This is a genomic window from Mycolicibacterium celeriflavum, assembly GCF_010731795.1.
Taxonomy (GTDB): Bacteria; Actinomycetota; Actinomycetes; order Mycobacteriales; family Mycobacteriaceae; genus Mycobacterium; species Mycobacterium celeriflavum.
Window position 1 is genome coordinate 1663293 of the sequence record NZ_AP022591.1, and the last position, 17961, is coordinate 1681253.

Consider the following 17961-nt stretch of genomic DNA (forward strand, 5'->3'; position numbering starts at 1 on the left):
CCCGGCATCCGTCGGCGAGGAACGGTGACACTCGGAATGACCTGCAGGAGTTGAGGTGCCGAAGCACACATCCGAGACCGACGATGCGGCGAAGACGATCCTCGCCGCCGGTGCGGTGTTGTGGCGGGCCAACGGAAATCCCGATGCGCCGGAGATCGCGCTCATCCACCGTCCTCGCTACGACGACTGGTCCCTGCCGAAAGGCAAAGTCGATCCGGGCGAGACCGAACCGGTCACCGCGGTTCGCGAGGTGTGCGAGGAGACCGGATACACGGCGCATCTCGGTCGCCGGCTGGCATCGGTGAGCTATTCCGTCGAGCAGGGCAAGAAGAAGGTGCGCTACTGGGCGGCGCGCCAGGTCCACGGCGATTTCCACCCGAACGACGAGGTCGACGAGCTCAAGTGGCTGCCCGTTCCCGCGGCGATCAAGCAGCTGGACTATTTACACGACCGAAAGGTTCTGCGCCGCTTCATGAAGCATCCGGTCGACACCAAGACGGTGCTCATCGTGCGCCACGCGACCGCGGGCAGCAAGTCGCGCTTCAAAGGCGACGACCGCAAACGGCCGTTGGACAAGAACGGCCGGGCGCAGGCGGAGTCGCTCGTGGGAGTACTGCTCGCGTTCGGCGCCGACCACTTGTACGCCGCCGACAGGGTGCGCTGTGTGTCGACACTGGAACCGTTGGCCGACGAACTCGGCGCCACGATCGACAGCGATGAACTGCTGACCGAGGAAGCCTACGCCGAGAACCGCAAGGCGGCCCGACGCCGTTTTCTCGAAATCGCCGACACCGCGGGCACACCGGTGATCTGCACGCAGGGCAAGGTGATCCCCGATCTGGTCGAGTGGTGGTGCGAGCGGGACGGCGTGCGGCCCGACAAGTCCCGCAACCGCAAGGGCAGCACATGGGTGATGTCGCTGTACGACGGGCGGTTGGTGGCGGCGGACCACATCGGCAGCCCGTTGGCGGAGAAGTGAAACCAACCGGGGTGATGAATACAACTTCGGGTCGCGACGCGCCCGAAAAGATTGAGCCGGAGATGTTTTAAGACCGGAACGCGCCCGAAGACGCCGCGGGTCGCAGTGACCCACGGCGCCTCCGGTGTAAAACTACTTGCGGCCGCGCTTCGCAGGCGCCTTGCGGGCCGGCGACTTCTTCGCGGTCTTCTTGGCAGCCGTCCGCTTGGTCGCCGCCTTCTTGGCCGGTGACTTCTTCGCGGCGGACTTCTTCGCGGCGGACTTCTTGGCGGGCGACTTCTTGGCGGCGGTCTTCTTGGCCGTCGTCCGTTTGGTCGCCGCCTTCTTGGCGGGCGACTTCTTGGCAGCGGTCTTCTTGGCCGCTGTCCGTTTGGTCGCCGCCTTCTTGGCCGGCGACTTCTTCGCCGCGCTCTTCCTGGCCGGAGACTTCTTCGCGGCCTTGCGGGCGCTTCCCGCCGTAACACCTCTCTTCACTGCTGGTCCTTCCGCCGGGAGGCGCTGCGCCCCAGAGACAACGGCTTTGAACTGTGCGCCGGGCCGAAATGCCGGCACGGAGGTGGGCTTGACCCTCACGGTCTCGCCGGTGCGCGGGTTGCGCGCGACGCGTGCTGCGCGGCGGCGCTGTTCGAAAACGCCGAAGCCGGTAATGGTGACGCTGTCACCCTTGTGAACCGCACGCACGATGGTGTCAACGACGTTCTCCACCGCAGCGGTTGCCGACCGACGATCCGAGCCCATTTTCTCCGTGAGTACGTCGATGAGCTCTGCTTTGTTCATGCATAACCTCCGGAAACCAGTGGCCCTCTTTGGACCGACTAGAGGACACGGTAAACCCATTCCCCATTGATTTCCAAGAGCCACGCGCAGTTTCAGGCGTAGCTAGCGAACTTTCTTGCCTCCCTTGGCCTCCTGAGAGACCCCCGAAGAACCGGGTTCAGGGGCGGTGAATTCGGCTCACCGCTGACTTTTTCAGGCCGGCAGAGTGCGCGGTTTCCAGCTTGGCCTGGCCCCTTCGTAGGCCTCGATCTCTTCGCATTTTCGCAGCGTAAGACCTATATCGTCGAGTCCCTCGAGAAGTCGCCAGGCCGTGTAGTCGTCAATTCTGAACGGCACCATGACCGTTCCAGCGGTGATGTTCCGATCTTGAAGATTCACAGTGATTTCCAGGCCCGGCTGCTGCTCGATGAGCTTCCATAAAATTTCGACATCATCTTGCGAGATTTCGGCCGCCAGTAGGCCGGCCTTGCCCGCATTGCCCCGAAAGATGTCGGCGAAGCGTGACGAGATGACGACCCGGAACCCGTAATCCATGAGTGCCCAGACGGCATGCTCGCGCGACGAGCCGGTGCCGAAATCGGGGCCGGCGACCAACACCGATCCCTTGTCGAACGGCGGCAGGTTCAGCACGAAGGACGGGTCGTTGCGCCAGGCGGCGAACAAGCCGTCCTCGAAACCCGTTCGCGTGACCCGTTTCAGATAGACCGCCGGGATGATCTGGTCGGTGTCGACATTCGACCGACGAAGTGGGACGCCTACCCCGGTGTGGGTGTGGAAAGCCTGCATCGCTTCTCCTTCTAATTGGTCAGGTCTGCGGGCGAGGACAGCGTTCCGCGGACCGCGGTGGCAGCGGCGACCGCGGGCGACACCAGATGCGTACGGCCGCCCTTGCCTTGCCTGCCCTCGAAATTTCGGTTGGAGGTCGACGCGCAGCGTTGGCCCGGCGAGAGCTGATCGGGGTTCATTCCCAGGCACATCGAGCAGCCCGCCTGACGCCACTCCGCCCCTGCCGCGTCGAAGATCTCGCCGAGGCCTTCGGATTCGGCCTGCGCGCGCACCCGCATGGACCCGGGCACGACCAACATGCGTACGCCGTCGGCGACCTTGCGCCCGCGCAGCACATCGGCGACGACCCGCAGGTCCTCGATCCGGCCGTTGGTGCACGAGCCGACGAACACGGTGTCGACGGTGATGTCACGCATCGCCGTTCCTGGGCGAAGGTCCATGTAGGTCAACGCCTTTTCGGCCGCTTGGCGTTCGCCGTCGTCGAGCATCAGCTCGGGATCGGGCACCGAAGCCGACAACGGCACTCCTTGCCCGGGGTTGGTTCCCCAGGTGACGAACGGACTCAATGTCGAGGCGTCAATGTAGACCTCGGTGTCGAATTCGGCGCCGTCGTCGGTGCGCAGCCGCCGCCATGCGGCGACCGCTTCATCCCACTGCGCACCCTGCGGCGCATGCGGACGTCCGCGCAGGAATTCGAAAGTGGTGTCGTCGGGCGCCACCATTCCGGCCCGCGCACCGGCCTCGATGCTCATGTTGCAGATCGTCATCCGCCCTTCCATCGACAGCGATTCGATGGCGCTGCCGCGGTATTCGATGACATGACCCTGTCCGCCGCCGGTGCCGATCTTGGCGATCACCGCAAGAATGATGTCCTTCGCGCTGACACCGTCGGGCAATTCGCCGTCGACGTTGATCGCCATGGTTCGGAACGGACGCAACGGCAGCGTCTGCGTGGCGAGCACATGCTCGACTTCAGAGGTGCCGATGCCCATGGCCAGCGCGCCGAATGCGCCGTGGGTGGAGGTGTGGCTGTCACCGCAAACGACCGTCATGCCGGGCTGCGTCAGACCGAGCTGCGGTCCGATGATGTGCACGATGCCCTGTTCGGCGTCGCCCATCGGGTGGAGCCGGATGCCGAACTCTTCGCAGTTGCGTCGCAGCGTCTCCACTTGTGTCCGCGACACCGGGTCGGCGATCGGCTTGTCGATGTCGATCGTCGGCACGTTGTGGTCTTCGGTGGCGATGGTCAGATCCGGCCTGCGCACCGGGCGCCCGGCCAGCCGCAGCCCATCGAATGCCTGCGGGCTGGTCACCTCGTGCACCAGATGCAGGTCGATGTAGATCAGGTCGGGTTCTCGCGCTGCACCGTCACCGGCCCCTTCGACGACGACATGGTCCGCCCACACCTTCTCGGCCATGGTCCTGGGCTTGTCGACGGGCACGCGAGGAGCATCGGACACACCGGTGAACATTGGCTATCTCACAATCTGGGACGTTAGTATCTCCTTATGAGACAGGATAGCGGCATCGGCGTGTTGGACAAAGCCGTCGGCGTGCTGCATGCGGTGGCCGAGTCCCCGTGCGGGCTGGCCGAACTGTGTGAGCGCACGGGACTGCCACGTGCCACGGCGCACCGGCTGGCCGCGGGGCTGGAGGTTCACCGCCTGCTCACGCGCAACGGCGATGGGCGCTGGCGGCTCGGTTCCGCGCTGACCGAATTGGCCGGGCAGGTCAGCGACCCTCTCGTGGCCGCGGGCGCAGTGGTGTTGCCCCGGCTGCGCGAGATCACCGGCGAGAGCGTCCAGCTCTACCGTCGGGACGGAACCTCACGAATCTGTGTGGCCGCGCTGGAACCACCTGCCGGACTGCGCGATACCGTGCCGGTCGGCAGCCGGTTGCCGATGACCGCAGGCTCGGGCGCCAAGGTGCTGCTGGCCTACGCCGACGAGGCCACCCAACAGGCCGTGCTGCCGACGGCGAAGTTCACCGATCGCACTCTCGCGGAGGTGCGCAAGCGTGGCTGGGCGCAGAGCGCCGCCGAACGCGAACCCGGTGTGGCGAGCGTGTCGGCGCCGGTACGTGACGGTCGCGGCACGGTCGTCGCCGCGATATCGGTGTCCGGCCCCATCGACAGGATGGGCCGCAGGCCGGGTGCGCGATGGGCCGCGGACCTGCTGGCGGCTGCCGAGGCGTTGACCCGCCGCCTCTGACGGTAATGAGTGATTTCGGTGCGCTACCAGTCGCTCAGCGATCTGTCCTGTTTCGGGACATCGCTGACAGGTGTATGTCTCGGGACATCGCTGACACCTGAGTAAGGGCCTGGCCAGGATGGTTCATGGCCCAGAAGGTGACGGCGATGGACATTCTTGTTGCGACGGCATTTGGACAGATCCGCAACGTGTCGCAGTTCTGCCGCGATCAGCAGATCAGCCGGCAGACGTTCTACAAGTGGCGCCGCCGCTTCGGTGAGGACGGTCTGGACGGGCTCGAGGAGCGCTCGCGCCGGCCCATATCCTCGCCGGGTCAGACCGCGGCCGAGGTCGAAGAAGCGGTGCTGCGCAAACGCAAACAGCTGCTCGAAGCTGGTCTTGATCACGGTCCACAGTCGATCGTGTGGACCCTGCAACGCGAAAAGCACCCACAGGTGCCGTCGCGGGCGACGGTGTGGCGGATTCTGACCCGCCATGGGGTGATCGTCGCTCAGCCCCAGAAGCGGCCCAAATCGGCGACAAAACGGTTTTGCTTCACCCGGCCCAACGACTGCTGGCAGTCCGACTGGACACAATGGATGCTCGCCGATGGCACCGCTGTGGCTATCGCTGGCACCCTGGACGACCATTCCCGGTACCTGCCCGCGCTGGCGGCCGACATCGGGCACGGCACCGCCGAGTTGGTGTGGTCGACGATGTTGGCCGGTATCACCGAATGTGGTGTCCCAGCAATGTCATTGACCGATAACGGGATCGTCTACACCGGCCGACGCAAAGGATATGAGGCGTCGTTCGAGGCTAACCTTCGCGCTCTGGGGACACGCACCATCAACTCAACCCCGTTTCATCCGCAGACCTGCGGCAAGATCGAACGGTTCTGGCAGACGCTGAAGAAATGGCTACGCGCGCGCCCTGCCCCGGCCACCATCGACGAGCTCAACGAGCTGCTCAACCAGTTCCGCGAGTTCTACAACTACCACCGCCCCCACCGCGCCCTGCGCGGGGCCACACCGGCCAAGCGTTCAACGCCACCGCCAAAGCCCACCCCGCCCAACACGCGATGCCAGCACCGGTCTTCGTCAGCCGCCACAGCGTTGATGAACAGTCCGGCAACCTCCACGTCAAGCCTTACCGCATCGGAATCGGTCTGCGCTGGGCCGGACACAGCTGCGACGTCATCCGACAAGGCGATCACATCGCCATCTTCAGCGGCACCACCCTGATCCGAGAACTCACCGCCGACCCCACCCGCTACCACCAGCGGTGCGCACCCAACACACGGACCTACCGCACCCGCGAACCAAAACCGTCATCATGAGTGTCAGCGATGTCCCGAGACATATCTGTCAGCGATGTCCCGAGACACCACAAGTCGCTCAGCGATCAGTAGCGCACCGAATTCTCGCAGGATGTACCCCCGATGGGATTCGAACCCACGCTACCGCCGTGAGAGGGCGGCGTCCTAGGCCGCTAGACGACGGGGGCTAGAACTGGTTTTCCGGATCGCCAGCATATCTCAGCAAGAATTGTCGGCCTAATCACGGTCATTGGCTGGGGTACCAGGACTCGAACCTAGAATGGCTGAACCAGAATCAGCTGTGTTGCCAATTACACCATACCCCATTGGCCCCCATAACCGCAGGTCACGGGACTATTTTGATGCCCCGCGGCGACGAGTGGATCCCGTCTCGCGTGGTATCGGACCGACGTGCAGACTACCAAAGATCTGTGAGCCGCTATTCACGCCTGGACTGCGGCAGCGGCGTGCGCACGGCCGGCGCGCAACCGGGCCAGGCTGCGCTCGCGACCCAGCAGCTCGAGCGATTCGAACAGCGGCGGGCTGACCGACGCCCCGGTGGCGGCGACGCGGATCGGCCCGAACGCCTTGCGTGGCTTGAGCCCCAGACCCTCGAGCAGCGCCTCCTTGAGTGCCGCCTCGATTGCCGCCGTGGTCCAGTCACCGGTGCCTTCGAGCGCGGCCAGTGCGGCGTCGAGGACCGGAACCGCCTCGGCGCGCAACTCCTTGCCCGCGGACTTCTCGTCGAGTGCGAACCCGGCGTCGTTGAGGAACTTCAACAGATCCCACGCATCACCCAGCACAACGATGCGGGTCTGCACCAGCGCGGCGGCTTCGGCGAACCCCTTCTCGTCGAGGCCAGTGTCGTACCCCCGCTCGGCGAAGAAGGCAGCCAACCGAGCCGTGAAATCCTGCCCGCTCAGCATCCGAATGTGCTCCGCGTTCAACGCGTCAGCCTTCTTCTGGTCGAAGCGGGCCGGATTCGAGTTGACGTCGGCGACGTCGAACGCGGTCACCATCTCGTCGAGGCTGAACACGTCGCGATCCTCGGCGATGCCCCACCCCAGCAGCGCCAGGTAGTTCAGCAGGCCCTCGGGGATGAAGCCACGCTCACGGTGCAGGAACAGGTTGGACTGCGGATCGCGTTTGGACAGCTTCTTGTTGCCGTCGCCCAGAACGCTTGGCAGATGCGCGAATTCGGGAACCCGATCGGCCACACCGATGCGGATCAGCGCCTGATACAGCGCTAGCTGACGCGGGGTCGACGACAGCAGGTCCTCGCCGCGCAGCACGTGGCTGATCTTCATCAGCGCATCGTCGACCGGATTCACCAACGTGTACAACGGCTCACCGTTGCCACGGGTCAACGCGAAATCGGGGATCGATCCGGCGGGGAACGTCGTTTCTCCGCGCACCAGGTCGCGCCAGCCGATGTCGTCGTCCGGCATCTTCAACCGCACGACCGCGCGCCTGCCCTCGGCGCGGTAGGCCGAACGCTGCTCCTCGGTCAGGTCGCGGTCGAAGTTGTCATACCCCAGTTTCGGGTTTCGCCCGGCGGCCAGATGGCGCGCCTCGACTTCTTCGGGCGTGGAGAACGACTCGTACGCGTCACCGGTCTCGAGGAGCCGGGAGATCACGTCACCGTAGAGGTCGAGCCGCTCGGACTGGCGGTACGGCCCATACGGTCCACCGACTTCGGGCCCCTCGTCCCAGTCGAGACCGAGCCAGCGCAGCGCATCGAGCAGCGCGTGATAGCTCTCCTCGGAGTCGCGCGCCGAATCGGTGTCCTCGATGCGGAACACGAAGGCCCCGCCGGTATGGCGGGCGTAGGCCCAGTTGAACAATGCGGTGCGGATGAGGCCGACGTGTGGCGTACCCGTCGGTGACGGACAGAACCGCACCCGGACGGTGTTCTGAGCTGTCATGTTTTCCCTTTGCGCACAACTGGATTCGTCAGTGTGCCGATGCCCTCGACGGTGATGCTGACGGTGTCGGAGTCCTCGATCGGGCCGACCCCCTCCGGTGTGCCGGTCAAAATCAGATCGCCCGGCAGCAACGTCATCACCCGCGAGATCCACTCGACGATCGCCCCGACGTCGTGAATCATGTTCGACGTCCGGCTGTTCTGTTTGACCGCACCATTGACCTCGGTGCGGATTTCCAGATCCGCGGGGTCGACGTCGGTGACGATCCACGGACCGATCGGGCAGAACGTGTCATGGCCCTTCGCGCGGGTCCACTGGCCGTCCTTCTGCTGGTGGTCGCGGGCAGAGACATCGTTGCCGATCGTGTATCCGAGGATGTTCTCCGCGGCCCGCGCGGCGGGTACGTCCTTGCACGGCCGGCCGATCACCACGGCCAGTTCACCTTCGAAATGCACGGGATTGGCGTCGGCGGGCAGCTGGATCGGCACGTTGGGGCCGATGATCGCGGTGTTGGGCTTCATGAAGATGACCGGGTCCACGAATGTGGCGCTGTTTCCCCCGCTGCTCTTCGCGTGCGCGGCCATCTCCTCGATGTGGGCGGCATAGTTCTTGCCGACGCAGACCACCTTGCTGGCCAGGATGGGCGCGAGCAGGCGGACATCGGCGAGCGGCCACTGCCTGCCGGTGAACTGGGGATCGCCGAACGGATGCTCCGCGATCTCGCGCGCGACCGCCTGGGCGGGATCGTCGGGCGGGCCCTCGACGCTGACGAAGGCGACTCCGTCGGGACTGGCGATTCGGCCAAGGCGCATGTCGTCAGCCTAGTGGCCGTGGTCATCGCGGCCGCGGACCGCTCCCCCAGCGTTGGTGTCTCACTTCATGAGAAGCGGATTCAGCATCGTGAGATTCCCTGTGCCACCATGGACCGATGCCCGTCGAGTCGATCAGCAGCGCGCGGCGCTGGTCACTGCTGGGGACCGCGCTCGCGGCGACGACGAGCGCCAACGTGTTCATCAACGGCGCGGCGTTTCTCATTCCGACGCTGCACACCGAACGCGGACTCGACCTCGCCGCGGCCGGGCTGTTGTCGTCGATGCCCAGCCTCGGGCTGGTGATCACGTTGATCGCGTGGGGCTATGTGGTCGACCGCGTCGGGGAACGCTTCGTGCTGACGGTCGGCTCGGGCCTGATCGCCGCCGCGGCGTTCGCGGCGGCCTCGGTGGATTCACTGTTCGCTATCGGCGCCTTCCTGCTTCTCGGCGGAATGGCCGCCGCCAGCAGCAATTCGGCCAGCGGCCGGTTGGTGGTCGGCTGGTTTCCGCCGGATCAGCGTGGGCTCGTGATGGGCATCCGCCAGACCGCGACGCCGCTCGGCGTCGGGTTCGGCGCGCTGGTGATTCCGCGGTTGGCCGAAAGCCACGGTGTGTCAGCGGCATTGCTGTTCCCGGCGATCGTATGTGCCGTGTCGGCGGCGGTCTGCGCGGTCGCGGTGATCGACCCACCCCGGCCGCCGCGCTCCGAAGCGCCCGCCGATCATTTGGCCAACCCCTATCGCGGATCGACCGTGCTGTGGCGCATCCATGCCGTGTCGGTGCTGCTCGTCGTGCCACAGGCGGTCCTGTGGACGTTCACGTTGGTGTGGCTGATGACCGACCGCGGTTGGTCGGCGGCCTCGGCGGGCGTCCTCGTCACGGTGGCTCAAATACTCGGTGCCGGTGGCCGGATCGCCGCGGGGCACTGGTCCGACCGACTGGGTCGGCGATTGCGGCCGATCCGGTGGATCGCTGCGTGCGCCGCCCTCTCCATGGGCCTGCTGGCGCTGTCGGACTGGCTCAGCTCACCGGTGAGTGTGGCCCTGATGGTCGTCGCTTCGGTGATCACCGTGTCCGACAACGGGTTGGCGTTCACCGCCATCGCCGAGATCGCCGGCCCGTTCTGGAGCGGACGGGCGTTGGGCGCCCAGAACACCAGTCAGCACCTGGCATCGGCGGCCGCTGCCCCGCTGTTCGGGGCCTTGATAGGCGTGGCGGGGTATCCCGCGGCGTTCGCGGTGAGCGCATTGCTACCGCTTATCGCGATCCCCGTCGTGCCCACCGACGAATCCGCCCTCGCGAGAACTACACCATGGCCGTGATTTCGGGCGACGGCACGGCCCTGGTGTAAGTCTGGCGAAAACGATCAGAGGTTGGCCGCGATCCGATCACCGATCTGGGTGGTGCTCAGCGTGGCGCCGCCGCGGGTGGCCAGATGTTGTTCGACGGCCTTGTCGACGCGGGCGGCCGCGTCGATCTCGCCCACGTGGGACAACAGCAGTGCGACCGACATCACCGCAGCGGTCGGATCGGCGACCCCCTGCCCCGCGATGTCGGGGGCGCTGCCGTGCACCGGTTCGAACATCGACGGATTGGTCCGCGTCGCATCGATATTGCCGCTGGCCGCCAGGCCGATACCCCCGCACACCGCGGCAGCGAGATCGGTGACGATGTCGCCGAACAGGTTGTCGGTGACGATGACGTCGAACCGGCCCGGGTCGGTCACCAGATGGATGGTCGCGGCGTCGACGTGCTGGTAGGCCACCTCGACATCCGGGTAGTCGGCGCCGACCTCTTCAACGATGCGCGACCACAGCGCCCCCGCGAACGTCAGCACGTTGTTCTTGTGCACCAGGGTCAGATGCTTGCGGCGCTGCTGCGCCCGACCGAACGCGTCCGTCACGACCCGGCGCACGCCGAACGCCGTGTTGACGCTCACCTCGGTGGCGATCTCGTGCGGGGTCCCGACGCGGATCGCCCCGCCCGTACCGGTGTACGGACCCTCGGTGCCTTCTCGCACGACGATGAAGTCGATGTCGGGGTCGCCGGCCAACGGAGTGGTCACGCCGGGATAGAGCCGACCCGGCCGCAGGTTGATGTGGTGGTCGAGGGCGAACCGGATGCGCAGGAGCAGACCGCGTTCGAGCACGCCGCTGGGCACCGACGGATCACCGATCGCGCCGAGCAGGATCGCGTCGTGCTCGCGCAGTTCGTCGAGCACCGAGTCCGGCAGCACCTCGCCGGTCTCGTGATAGCGCCGCGCCCCCAGGTCGTAGCGCGTCTTGTCCACCCCGGGCACCACCGCGTCGAGCACCTTGACGGCCTCGCCGACGACCTCCGGGCCGATGCCGTCGCCGGCGATGATCGCCAGTTTCATGACAGGTCAACCACTTCCAGCAGGTTGGCGCCGACCTGTTCGGCGATCGCGGACCGCACATCGTCGGGCACGTCGCGGTCGATGCGCAGCAGGATCGTCGCACCCGGCCCCTCGGCGTCCTCGCTCAGTTGGGCGGCGTGGATGTTGATGCCGGCACCACCGAGGATGGTTCCGATCTTGCCCAGCGTGCCCGGCCGGTCGAAGTAACTGATGATCAGGTAAACGCCTTCGGCGCGCAGATCGAAGTTGCGCTCGTTGATCTGGACGATCTTCTCGACCAGTTGCGGGCCCGTCAGCGTGCCCGCCACGTTGGCGACCGATCCGTCGGCGTAGACCGCTCGCACGTCGACCATGCTGCGGTGGTTGGGGCTCTCGGTCGCAGTGGTGATGTCGGCCTGCACTCCGCGTTCGGCGGCGAGCGCCGGCGCGTTCACGAATGTCACCGGATCCTCGATGACGGCCGAGAACAACCCGCGTAGCGCCGAAAGCCTCAGCACCTCAACGTCTTCGCCCGCGAGCTCGCCGCGCACCTGAACCGACAGCGACACCGGCAGCTCGTCGCACAGCACGCCGACCAGCAAGCCGAGCTTGCGGACCAGATCCAGCCACGGCGCGACCTCTTCACCGACGACTCCGCCGCCGACATTGACTGCGTCGGGTACGAATTCCCCGGCCAGTGCCAGCTTCACGCTGGCCGCGACGTCGGTACCCGCGCGGTCCTGCGCCTCCGCGGTCGATGCGCCCAGGTGGGGGGTCACGACGACCTGAGGCAACTCGAACAGTGGGCTTTCGGTGTTCGGCTCCTTGGCGAACACATCGATGCCCGCCGCCCGGACATGCCCCGAACTGACCGCCTCGGCCAGCGCATCCTCGTCGATCAGCCCACCGCGGGCCGCGTTGACGATGATCACGCCGGGTTTGGTCTTCGCCAGCGCGCCCTTGCCGATCAGCCCCGCCGTCTCCGGCGTCTTGGGCAGGTGCACCGAGATGAAGTCGGCTCGGGTCAACAATTCGTCGAGGGTCAGCAGCTCGATACCGAGTTGCGCCGCGCGGGCCGCCGAGACGTAGGGGTCGTAGGCCACGACGTGGGTACCGAACGCGGCCAGGCGCTGGGCCACCAGCTGGCCGATGCGGCCCAGGCCCACCACGCCGACCGTCTTGCCGAAGATCTCGGTCCCCGAGAACGACGAGCGCTTCCAGGTGCGGGCGCGTAGCGACGCATCGGCGGCGGGGATCTCGCGCGCCGCGGCCAGCATGAGCGCCAGCGCGTGTTCGGCCGCGCTGTGGATGTTGGACGTCGGCGCGTTGACCACCAGCACCCCGCGGGCGGTGGCGGCGTCCACGTCGACGTTGTCGAGGCCGACGCCGGCGCGGGCGACGATCTTGAGTTTGGGCGCCGCGGCGAGCACCTCGGCGTCCACCGTCGTCGCCGAGCGCACCAGCAGCGCGTCGGCTTCGGGCACCGCGGCCAGCAACTTCGGCCGGTCCGGGCCGTCGACCCAGCGGACTTCTACCTGGTCGCCGAGGGCGGCGACCGTCGACTCAGCCAATTTGTCGGCGATCAGTACAACGGGCAGGCTCACGCGGTCAGCCTAATGGGCTTGAATGTTCGGGTGGCGGGTGGGAGAAACGCGAGCGTGGACGTCACCGTCGTCGGAAGTGGACCCAACGGCTTGGCCGCCGCCGTCATCTGCGCTCGGTCCGGCCTGTCGGTGCAGGTGCTGGAGGCGCAACCCACCTTCGGTGGCGGCGCGCGCACGCTGCCCGATCCCGAGTTCCCGGAGATCTCGCACGACATCTGTTCGGCGGTGCATCCGCTGGCGCTGGCATCGCCGTTCCTTTCCGAGTTCGATCTGCCCGCCCGAGGCGTGACCCTGAACGTGCCCGAAGTGTCCTACGCCAATCCGCTTCCGGGCTCGCGTTCTGCGGTCGGTTATCACGACCTCGACCGGACCGCCGCGGAACTCGAACACGGCCAGTCGTGGCGCAGGCTGTTCGGGCCGATGGTCGAACGCGACGCCGCGGTGCTCGACCTGCTGCTCGGCGACAAGCGCTCGATCCCCACGAATCCGGTTGCCGCCGTACAGGTGGCCCGCCGGCTCCTCGAGCAGGGCACGCCGGCGTGGGGTGCGTTGTCTGGCGCGGATGCGCGTGCGTTGTTCAGTGGTGTTGCCGCGCATGTGATCTCACCGATGCCGTCGCTGGTGTCGGCGGGCGGCGGGCTGATGCTCGGCACGCTCGCGCACACTGTCGGCTGGCCGATCCCCGTCGGCGGCAGCCAGGCCATCGCCGACGCGCTGATCGAAGACCTACGCGCACACGGCGGCGTACTCATCGCCGACCGTGAGGTCACCGAACCGCCTACCGGTGTCACGCTTTTCGACACCGCGCCCACCGCGCTGGCCGCCATCTACGGCGACAAGCTGCCTCGCCGGTACGCAAAAGCGTTACAGCGATACCGATTCGGCCCCGGGGTGGCCAAAGTCGACTTCGTGCTGTCCGACGACGTGCCGTTCACCGACGAGCGACTACGCCGTGCACCGACCCTGCACATGGGTGGCACCCGGGAACAGATGGCCCACGCCGAACGCGAGATCGTCGCCGGCCGACACCCCGAGTGGCCGATGGTGCTCGCCGCCCTGCCACACCTGCTGGATCCCGGTCGAATCGACGCCAAGGGCCGGCGGCCGATGTGGACCTACGCGCATGTGCCGTCCGGTTCGACCGTCGACCAGGCCGAGCCGGTCACCAGAATCTTCGAGCGCTTCGCGCCCGGCTTCCGCGACATCGTGGTTGCGGTCCGGTCCGTGCCCGCCGCGCGGCTGGGAGAGCACAATGCCAACCTCGTCGGCGGGGACATCGGCGTCGGCGGCAACACGCTGATGCACGCGCTGGGCGGACCGACCCCACGGCTCAATCCGTGGAGCACACCCATTCCCGGGGTGTACCTGTGTTCTTCGGCCACCCCTCCCGGCGGGGGCGTGCACGGCATGGCGGGATATTTCGCCGCCCGAACCGTGCTGCGCCGCGAGTTCGGCATCAAGACGATGCCCGCAGTGTCCCCCTGAGGCCTGGGCGCATCACTCCCCAACCATCGATGCAAAGTCGATGCGTAGATGCGGCCACTCAGGGGTACCCCCGATTGAGTTGCCCCAAAGCGGGTACTTGTCGTCGCATCGAGTGAAGGGGCACTGCTTGAGCGGTATCAACGGACACATGCGCGCCCCGCTGCTGGCGACGGCGGCCGCTACCGCTCCGCATCCGAGCCTGCTGGCCGCATCCTTTCCGACATGGAGCGGCGCCTTGAGGCATGAGGTGTTGCGGACCCTCGCCGATTTCGTCCGTACCCGCTGCGTCGATGACCTCAGCGCCGCCGGAGTCGATGTCGCGGCCGACATACTGGAGGCCTTCGTCGCCGGCGGCAAGTGTGTGCGCTCGACCTATATGTATCTGGGCTGGCGGTGCGGCGCCGTCGACGATCCGGGCGCGTTGCGGGCTGCGGCCAGTTTCGAGTTGCTCCACGCGTTCGCGCTGCTGCAGGACGACGTGATGGACGGCTCCACGCTGCGGCGTGGACGCCCCGCGGCGCACGTCCGGTTCGCGCAGTGGCACCGCGAGCGAGCGCTGTCGGGTTCACCGGAGCGCTTCGGAGAGGCGGCCGCGGTCCTGCTCGGTGACCTGTGTCTGGTTTGGGCCCAGCAGATGATGCGCGAGAGCGGAGTCGACGACATCGCGCTGGCCCGCGCCTGGCCACGCTACGACGCGATGCGCACCGAACTCGCCGTCGGCCAGTTCGCCGACCTGGTCAACGACGCCGCCGAATTCCCCGAGTGGGAGCGGGTTCTCGACGTGCTACGGCGCAAATCAGGCAACTACACCGTGCGCAGGCCGCTCGAGATCGGGGCCGCCATGGCCGGATGCGAGCCGTCTCTGCTGCGGCTGCTCGGGGAGTACGGCGAAGCGGTTGGCGAGGCGTTCCAGTTGCGCGACGACGTCCTGGGTATCTTCGGCTCGCCCGATATCACCGGTAAGCCCGCAGGCAGCGATCTCTTCGAGCACAAGGCGACGAGTGTCGTGGTGGCGGCCTACCACCTTGCCGACGCGACCCTTCGCCGCGAGCTGACGCAGCTGATGAGCACCTCCGACCTCCGGGACACGGACATCCGGCGGTGGCGGAAGCTGATCGTCGCCACCGGTGCCGTGGAATGGATTGAGCAGCTCATTGATTCGCGCCTCACCCGCGCGCTCGATGTGATTGACACCAGAGCGCTGGATCCGGTGATCCGCACCGCGCTGGCCGACATGGCCGCGGCCTGCACCGAACGGGCTGCGTGATGCGCACCGTCGGGGGCAGCACTGACCACGTTGTGGTGGTCGGCGCCGGGCTCGCCGGACTCTCGGCCGCACTGCAACTCGCCGGCCGTGGCCGCACCGTGACCGTCGTGGAACGCGGACAGCACCCTGGCGGACGGGTCGGCCGGATGGACATCGGCGGCTACCGCCTGGACACCGGCCCGACAGTGCTGACGATGCCCGACATCATCGACGACGCGTTCGCCGCGGTCGGTGAGACCGTTTCGGACCGACTCGACCTGGTCGACGTCGATCCGGCATACCGCGCGTCGTTCGCCGACGGCAGCACGCTGCAGGTGCGCAGCGATCCCGACGCGATGGCCGCCGAGATCGAACGCTTCGCCGGCCGTGCCGAAGCCGACGGCTATGTGCGCCTGCGCAACTGGTTGTCGAAGCTGTACCAGGTCGAGTTCGACGGGTTCATCGCCGCGAACTTCGACTCACCGCTATCGCTGCTCACTCCGCAACTGGCCCGACTGGCCGTCATCGGCGGCTTCCGCCGGTGGGACACGATGGTGCGCCGCTATCTGCGCGACGCGCGACTTCAGCGCGTGTTCACCTTCCAGGCGCTGTATGCGGGCGTGCCGCCCCATCGGGCGCTGGCGGTGTACGCGGTGATCGCCTACATGGACACCATCGCGGGCGTCTACTTCCCGCGCGGCGGGGTGCGCGCGCTTCCCGATGCGCTGGCCGCGGCCGCATCCGACGCGGGCGTCGAATTCCGTTACGGCTCCGCGGTGTCGGCGCTGGAACGCAGGGGCGACCGCGTGGTGGCCGTGTACACCGACGGCGGTCAGCGAATACCCGCCGACGCGGTGGTGCTCACCACCGAGCTGCCCGACACCTATCGGCTGCTCGAAAGGACACCGCGTCGCGTGCTTGCGCTTCGACCCGCGCCGTCGGCGGTCGTCGCCCATGTCGGTTGCCGCGCGGTCGGACCGGATGTCGCCGAAATCGGTCACCACACCATCGTTTTCGGTGACGAGTGGGAGCGGACGTTCACCGACATCATCGATGACGGACGTGTGATGAATGATCCGTCGTTGTTGGTCACCCGGCCCAGCGCGAGCGACCCCTCGCTGGCACCCGTCGGCCGCGAGCTGCTCTACATCCTCGCGCCGGCACCCAATCTCCAAGTAGGACACGTCGACTGGGCGTCGACGCGGGACCGCTATGTGGACCAGATGATGGACGTCGTCACCACCCGGCTACCCCGGCTGGGAGCGGACGCCGAGGTGTTGCACATCGTGGATCCGGCGGATTGGGCGCGTCAAGGCATGGCCGCCGGCACCCCGTTCGCCCTCGCGCACACGTTCAGCCAGACCGGCCCCTTCCGTCCCGCCAACACCGTGCGCGGCATCGCGAATGTGGTGCTCGCCGGGTCGTCGACCGTCCCCGGTGTCGGCGTGCCGACCGCGCTGCTGTCCGGGCGGTTGGCCGCCGACCGAATCACCGGCCTACCGATACGGCGGGCCCGCAGCCAGGTGGTGCAAGCATGATCGGTTCCGAACTCGACGCCGCGGGCGTACATGACCCGGCCCTGCGCGAGGCCTATCGACGTTGCCGCACAATCAACGCCGAGCACGGCCGCACGTTCTTCCTGGCCACCCGGTTGCTTGCCCCCGAACAGCGTCCCGCCGTGCACGCTCTGTACGGTTTCGCCCGCCGCGCCGACGACATCCTCGACGACTTCGACCCCGTAGTCAGCATGAGTGAACGCGCAGAGCAGTTGCAGCGGCTGGCCACCGAGCTTTTCAACTGCCTCGCGCAGGGCAGCTGCGACGACGACGACCCGACGCTCGCCGCGGTCGTGCACTGCGCGCGCCGGTACGACATCCCGTGGGAGTTGTTCGACGACTTCCTCGGCTCGATGCGCATGGACCTGACGGTCACCGACTATCCCGACCGGGCCGCGCTCGACCGCTACATGTACGGCTCGGCGGAGGTCATCGGGCTACAACTGCTGCCCGTGCTCGGCACCGTCGGACCGCCCGAGGAAGCCGCGCCGTATGCCGCTGCGCTCGGAAAGGCCTTCCAGCTCACCAACTTCCTGCGGGACATCGACGAGGACCTCGAGCGCGGCAGGGTCTACCTGCCCGCCGACGAACTGGCCGCGCACGGGGTGGACCGGGACGTGCTGACGTGGTGCCGCGAGAACCGGCGCACCGACGCCAAGGTGCGACGCGCGCTGGTCGAACAACATGCCATCAACCGGCGCGTCTACGACTACGCGCGGCGCGGTATCGCCCAGCTGCGCCCTCGTTCCCGGCCGTGTGTGACGGCGGCCCTGACGCTGTACTCCGAAATTCTCGATCGCATCGAGGAGATCGACTTCGCCGTGTTCAGCCAGCGCGCCTCCGTCGGCGTCGGCCGCCGTATCCGGGTCGGCGGGACCGGACTGGTCAAGGCGTGGGCCGCACGGCATCGGGACCACAGGGTGTGACG

At 67.1% G+C, this 17961-nt stretch carries 15 protein-coding genes and 2 tRNA genes; 8 read left to right on the plus strand and 9 right to left on the minus strand.

The window, feature by feature from the left end:
* Nucleotides 1-55: 55 nt before the first annotated feature.
* A complete protein-coding gene (gene mutT1 / locus G6N18_RS08145; RefSeq protein WP_082999781.1) occupies nucleotides 56-979 on the plus strand; it encodes an 8-oxo-(d)GTP phosphatase MutT1 in 924 nt (307 codons plus the stop codon).
* Nucleotides 980-1111: 132 nt separating this feature from the next.
* On the opposite strand, the gene G6N18_RS08150 is transcribed toward mutT1, so the two are convergent.
* The 3 genes from G6N18_RS08150 to leuC form a co-directional block, all read right to left on the minus strand.
* Entirely contained in the window at nucleotides 1112-1756 is a 645-nt protein-coding gene (locus G6N18_RS08150; protein ID WP_067225116.1) for an HU family DNA-binding protein, read from the minus strand.
* A 192-nt stretch (nucleotides 1757-1948) separates the two neighbouring features.
* Entirely contained in the window at nucleotides 1949-2542 is a 594-nt protein-coding gene (leuD, locus tag G6N18_RS08155) for a 3-isopropylmalate dehydratase small subunit (RefSeq protein WP_067225117.1), read from the minus strand.
* A gap of 11 nt (nucleotides 2543-2553) precedes the next feature.
* Entirely contained in the window at nucleotides 2554-3960 is a 1407-nt protein-coding gene (leuC, locus tag G6N18_RS08160) for a 3-isopropylmalate dehydratase large subunit (protein WP_234783733.1), read from the minus strand.
* Nucleotides 3961-4050: 90 nt separating this feature from the next.
* Here leuC and G6N18_RS08165 point away from each other — a divergent pair, with 90 nt between their 5' ends.
* Both G6N18_RS08165 and G6N18_RS08170 read left to right on the plus strand, forming a co-directional pair.
* Nucleotides 4051-4752 (plus strand): IclR family transcriptional regulator, encoded by a 702-nt coding sequence (locus G6N18_RS08165; RefSeq protein WP_067225119.1) that lies wholly within the window; start codon nucleotides 4051-4053, stop codon nucleotides 4750-4752.
* A 146-nt stretch (nucleotides 4753-4898) separates the two neighbouring features.
* A complete protein-coding gene (locus G6N18_RS08170; RefSeq protein ID WP_244960078.1) occupies nucleotides 4899-5975 on the plus strand; it encodes an integrase core domain-containing protein in 1077 nt (358 codons plus the stop codon).
* Nucleotides 5976-6164: 189 nt separating this feature from the next.
* Here the strand turns inward: G6N18_RS08170 and G6N18_RS08175 are convergent.
* From G6N18_RS08175 to G6N18_RS08190, 4 genes are all read right to left on the minus strand, one after another.
* Nucleotides 6165-6237, minus strand: a tRNA-Glu gene (locus G6N18_RS08175).
* A gap of 63 nt (nucleotides 6238-6300) precedes the next feature.
* Nucleotides 6301-6375, minus strand: a tRNA-Gln gene (locus tag G6N18_RS08180).
* A 117-nt stretch (nucleotides 6376-6492) separates the two neighbouring features.
* Nucleotides 6493-7974, minus strand: a complete 1482-nt coding sequence (gene gltX / locus G6N18_RS08185) for a glutamate--tRNA ligase (RefSeq protein WP_067216657.1) — start codon at nucleotides 7972-7974, stop codon at nucleotides 6493-6495.
* The gene (locus tag G6N18_RS08190; protein ID WP_083006192.1) at nucleotides 7971-8786 is read right to left on the minus strand and encodes a fumarylacetoacetate hydrolase family protein; all 816 of its coding nucleotides are present in this window, start codon (nucleotides 8784-8786) and stop codon (nucleotides 7971-7973) included. The genes gltX and G6N18_RS08190 overlap by 4 nt, the downstream gene beginning before the upstream one ends.
* Before the next feature lie 116 nt (nucleotides 8787-8902).
* Between G6N18_RS08190 and G6N18_RS08195 the strand changes: the two genes are divergently transcribed.
* Nucleotides 8903-10108, plus strand: coding sequence for an MFS transporter (locus G6N18_RS08195; protein ID WP_083006191.1), 1206 nt, complete (start codon nucleotides 8903-8905; stop codon nucleotides 10106-10108).
* 44 nt (nucleotides 10109-10152) lie between these two features.
* Here G6N18_RS08195 and G6N18_RS08200 read toward each other — a convergent pair whose 3' ends face one another.
* Together G6N18_RS08200 and serA are read right to left on the minus strand one after the other, a co-directional pair.
* Nucleotides 10153-11163, minus strand: coding sequence for a 3-isopropylmalate dehydrogenase (locus tag G6N18_RS08200; protein ID WP_083006189.1), 1011 nt, complete (start codon nucleotides 11161-11163; stop codon nucleotides 10153-10155).
* The gene (gene serA, locus G6N18_RS08205) at nucleotides 11160-12746 is read right to left on the minus strand and encodes a phosphoglycerate dehydrogenase (protein WP_083006188.1); all 1587 of its coding nucleotides are present in this window, start codon (nucleotides 12744-12746) and stop codon (nucleotides 11160-11162) included. The genes G6N18_RS08200 and serA overlap by 4 nt, the downstream gene beginning before the upstream one ends.
* A gap of 54 nt (nucleotides 12747-12800) precedes the next feature.
* Here serA and G6N18_RS08210 point away from each other — a divergent pair, with 54 nt between their 5' ends.
* The 4 genes from G6N18_RS08210 (at nucleotide 12801) to G6N18_RS08225 (ending at nucleotide 17959) form a co-directional block, all read left to right on the plus strand.
* A complete protein-coding gene (locus G6N18_RS08210; RefSeq protein WP_179962383.1) occupies nucleotides 12801-14231 on the plus strand; it encodes a phytoene desaturase family protein in 1431 nt (476 codons plus the stop codon).
* A 148-nt stretch (nucleotides 14232-14379) separates the two neighbouring features.
* Complete coding sequence (locus G6N18_RS08215) at nucleotides 14380-15498, plus strand: polyprenyl synthetase family protein (RefSeq protein ID WP_083006185.1); 1119 nt, start codon at nucleotides 14380-14382, stop codon at nucleotides 15496-15498.
* Complete coding sequence (gene crtI / locus G6N18_RS08220) at nucleotides 15498-17015, plus strand: phytoene desaturase family protein (protein WP_083006183.1); 1518 nt, start codon at nucleotides 15498-15500, stop codon at nucleotides 17013-17015. Before G6N18_RS08215 ends, crtI begins: the two co-directional genes overlap by 1 nt.
* Complete coding sequence (locus G6N18_RS08225) at nucleotides 17012-17959, plus strand: phytoene/squalene synthase family protein (protein WP_083006181.1); 948 nt, start codon at nucleotides 17012-17014, stop codon at nucleotides 17957-17959. The genes crtI and G6N18_RS08225 overlap by 4 nt, the downstream gene beginning before the upstream one ends.
* Nucleotides 17960-17961 lie beyond the last annotated feature (2 nt).

Excerpts from the sequence above, each read along its gene's own strand:
- G6N18_RS08150 (WP_067225116.1), bottom strand. The coding sequence starts at position 1,756 with ATGAACAAAGCAGAGCTCATCGACGTACTCACGGAGAAAATGGGCTCG.
- leuD (WP_067225117.1), bottom strand. The coding sequence starts at position 2,542 with ATGCAGGCTTTCCACACCCACACCGGGGTAGGCGTCCCACTTCGTCGG.
- leuC (WP_234783733.1), bottom strand. The coding sequence starts at position 3,960 with ATGGCCGAGAAGGTGTGGGCGGACCATGTCGTCGTCGAAGGGGCCGGT.
- G6N18_RS08165 (WP_067225119.1), top strand. The coding sequence starts at position 4,051 with ATGAGACAGGATAGCGGCATCGGCGTGTTGGACAAAGCCGTCGGCGTG.
- G6N18_RS08170 (WP_244960078.1), top strand. The coding sequence starts at position 4,899 with ATGGACATTCTTGTTGCGACGGCATTTGGACAGATCCGCAACGTGTCG.
- gltX (WP_067216657.1), bottom strand. The coding sequence starts at position 7,974 with ATGACAGCTCAGAACACCGTCCGGGTGCGGTTCTGTCCGTCACCGACG.
- G6N18_RS08190 (WP_083006192.1), bottom strand. The coding sequence starts at position 8,786 with ATGCGCCTTGGCCGAATCGCCAGTCCCGACGGAGTCGCCTTCGTCAGC.
- G6N18_RS08195 (WP_083006191.1), top strand. The coding sequence starts at position 8,903 with ATGCCCGTCGAGTCGATCAGCAGCGCGCGGCGCTGGTCACTGCTGGGG.
- G6N18_RS08200 (WP_083006189.1), bottom strand. The coding sequence starts at position 11,163 with ATGAAACTGGCGATCATCGCCGGCGACGGCATCGGCCCGGAGGTCGTC.
- G6N18_RS08215 (WP_083006185.1), top strand. The coding sequence starts at position 14,380 with ATGCGCGCCCCGCTGCTGGCGACGGCGGCCGCTACCGCTCCGCATCCG.
- crtI (WP_083006183.1), top strand. The coding sequence starts at position 15,498 with ATGCGCACCGTCGGGGGCAGCACTGACCACGTTGTGGTGGTCGGCGCC.
- G6N18_RS08225 (WP_083006181.1), top strand. The coding sequence starts at position 17,012 with ATGATCGGTTCCGAACTCGACGCCGCGGGCGTACATGACCCGGCCCTG.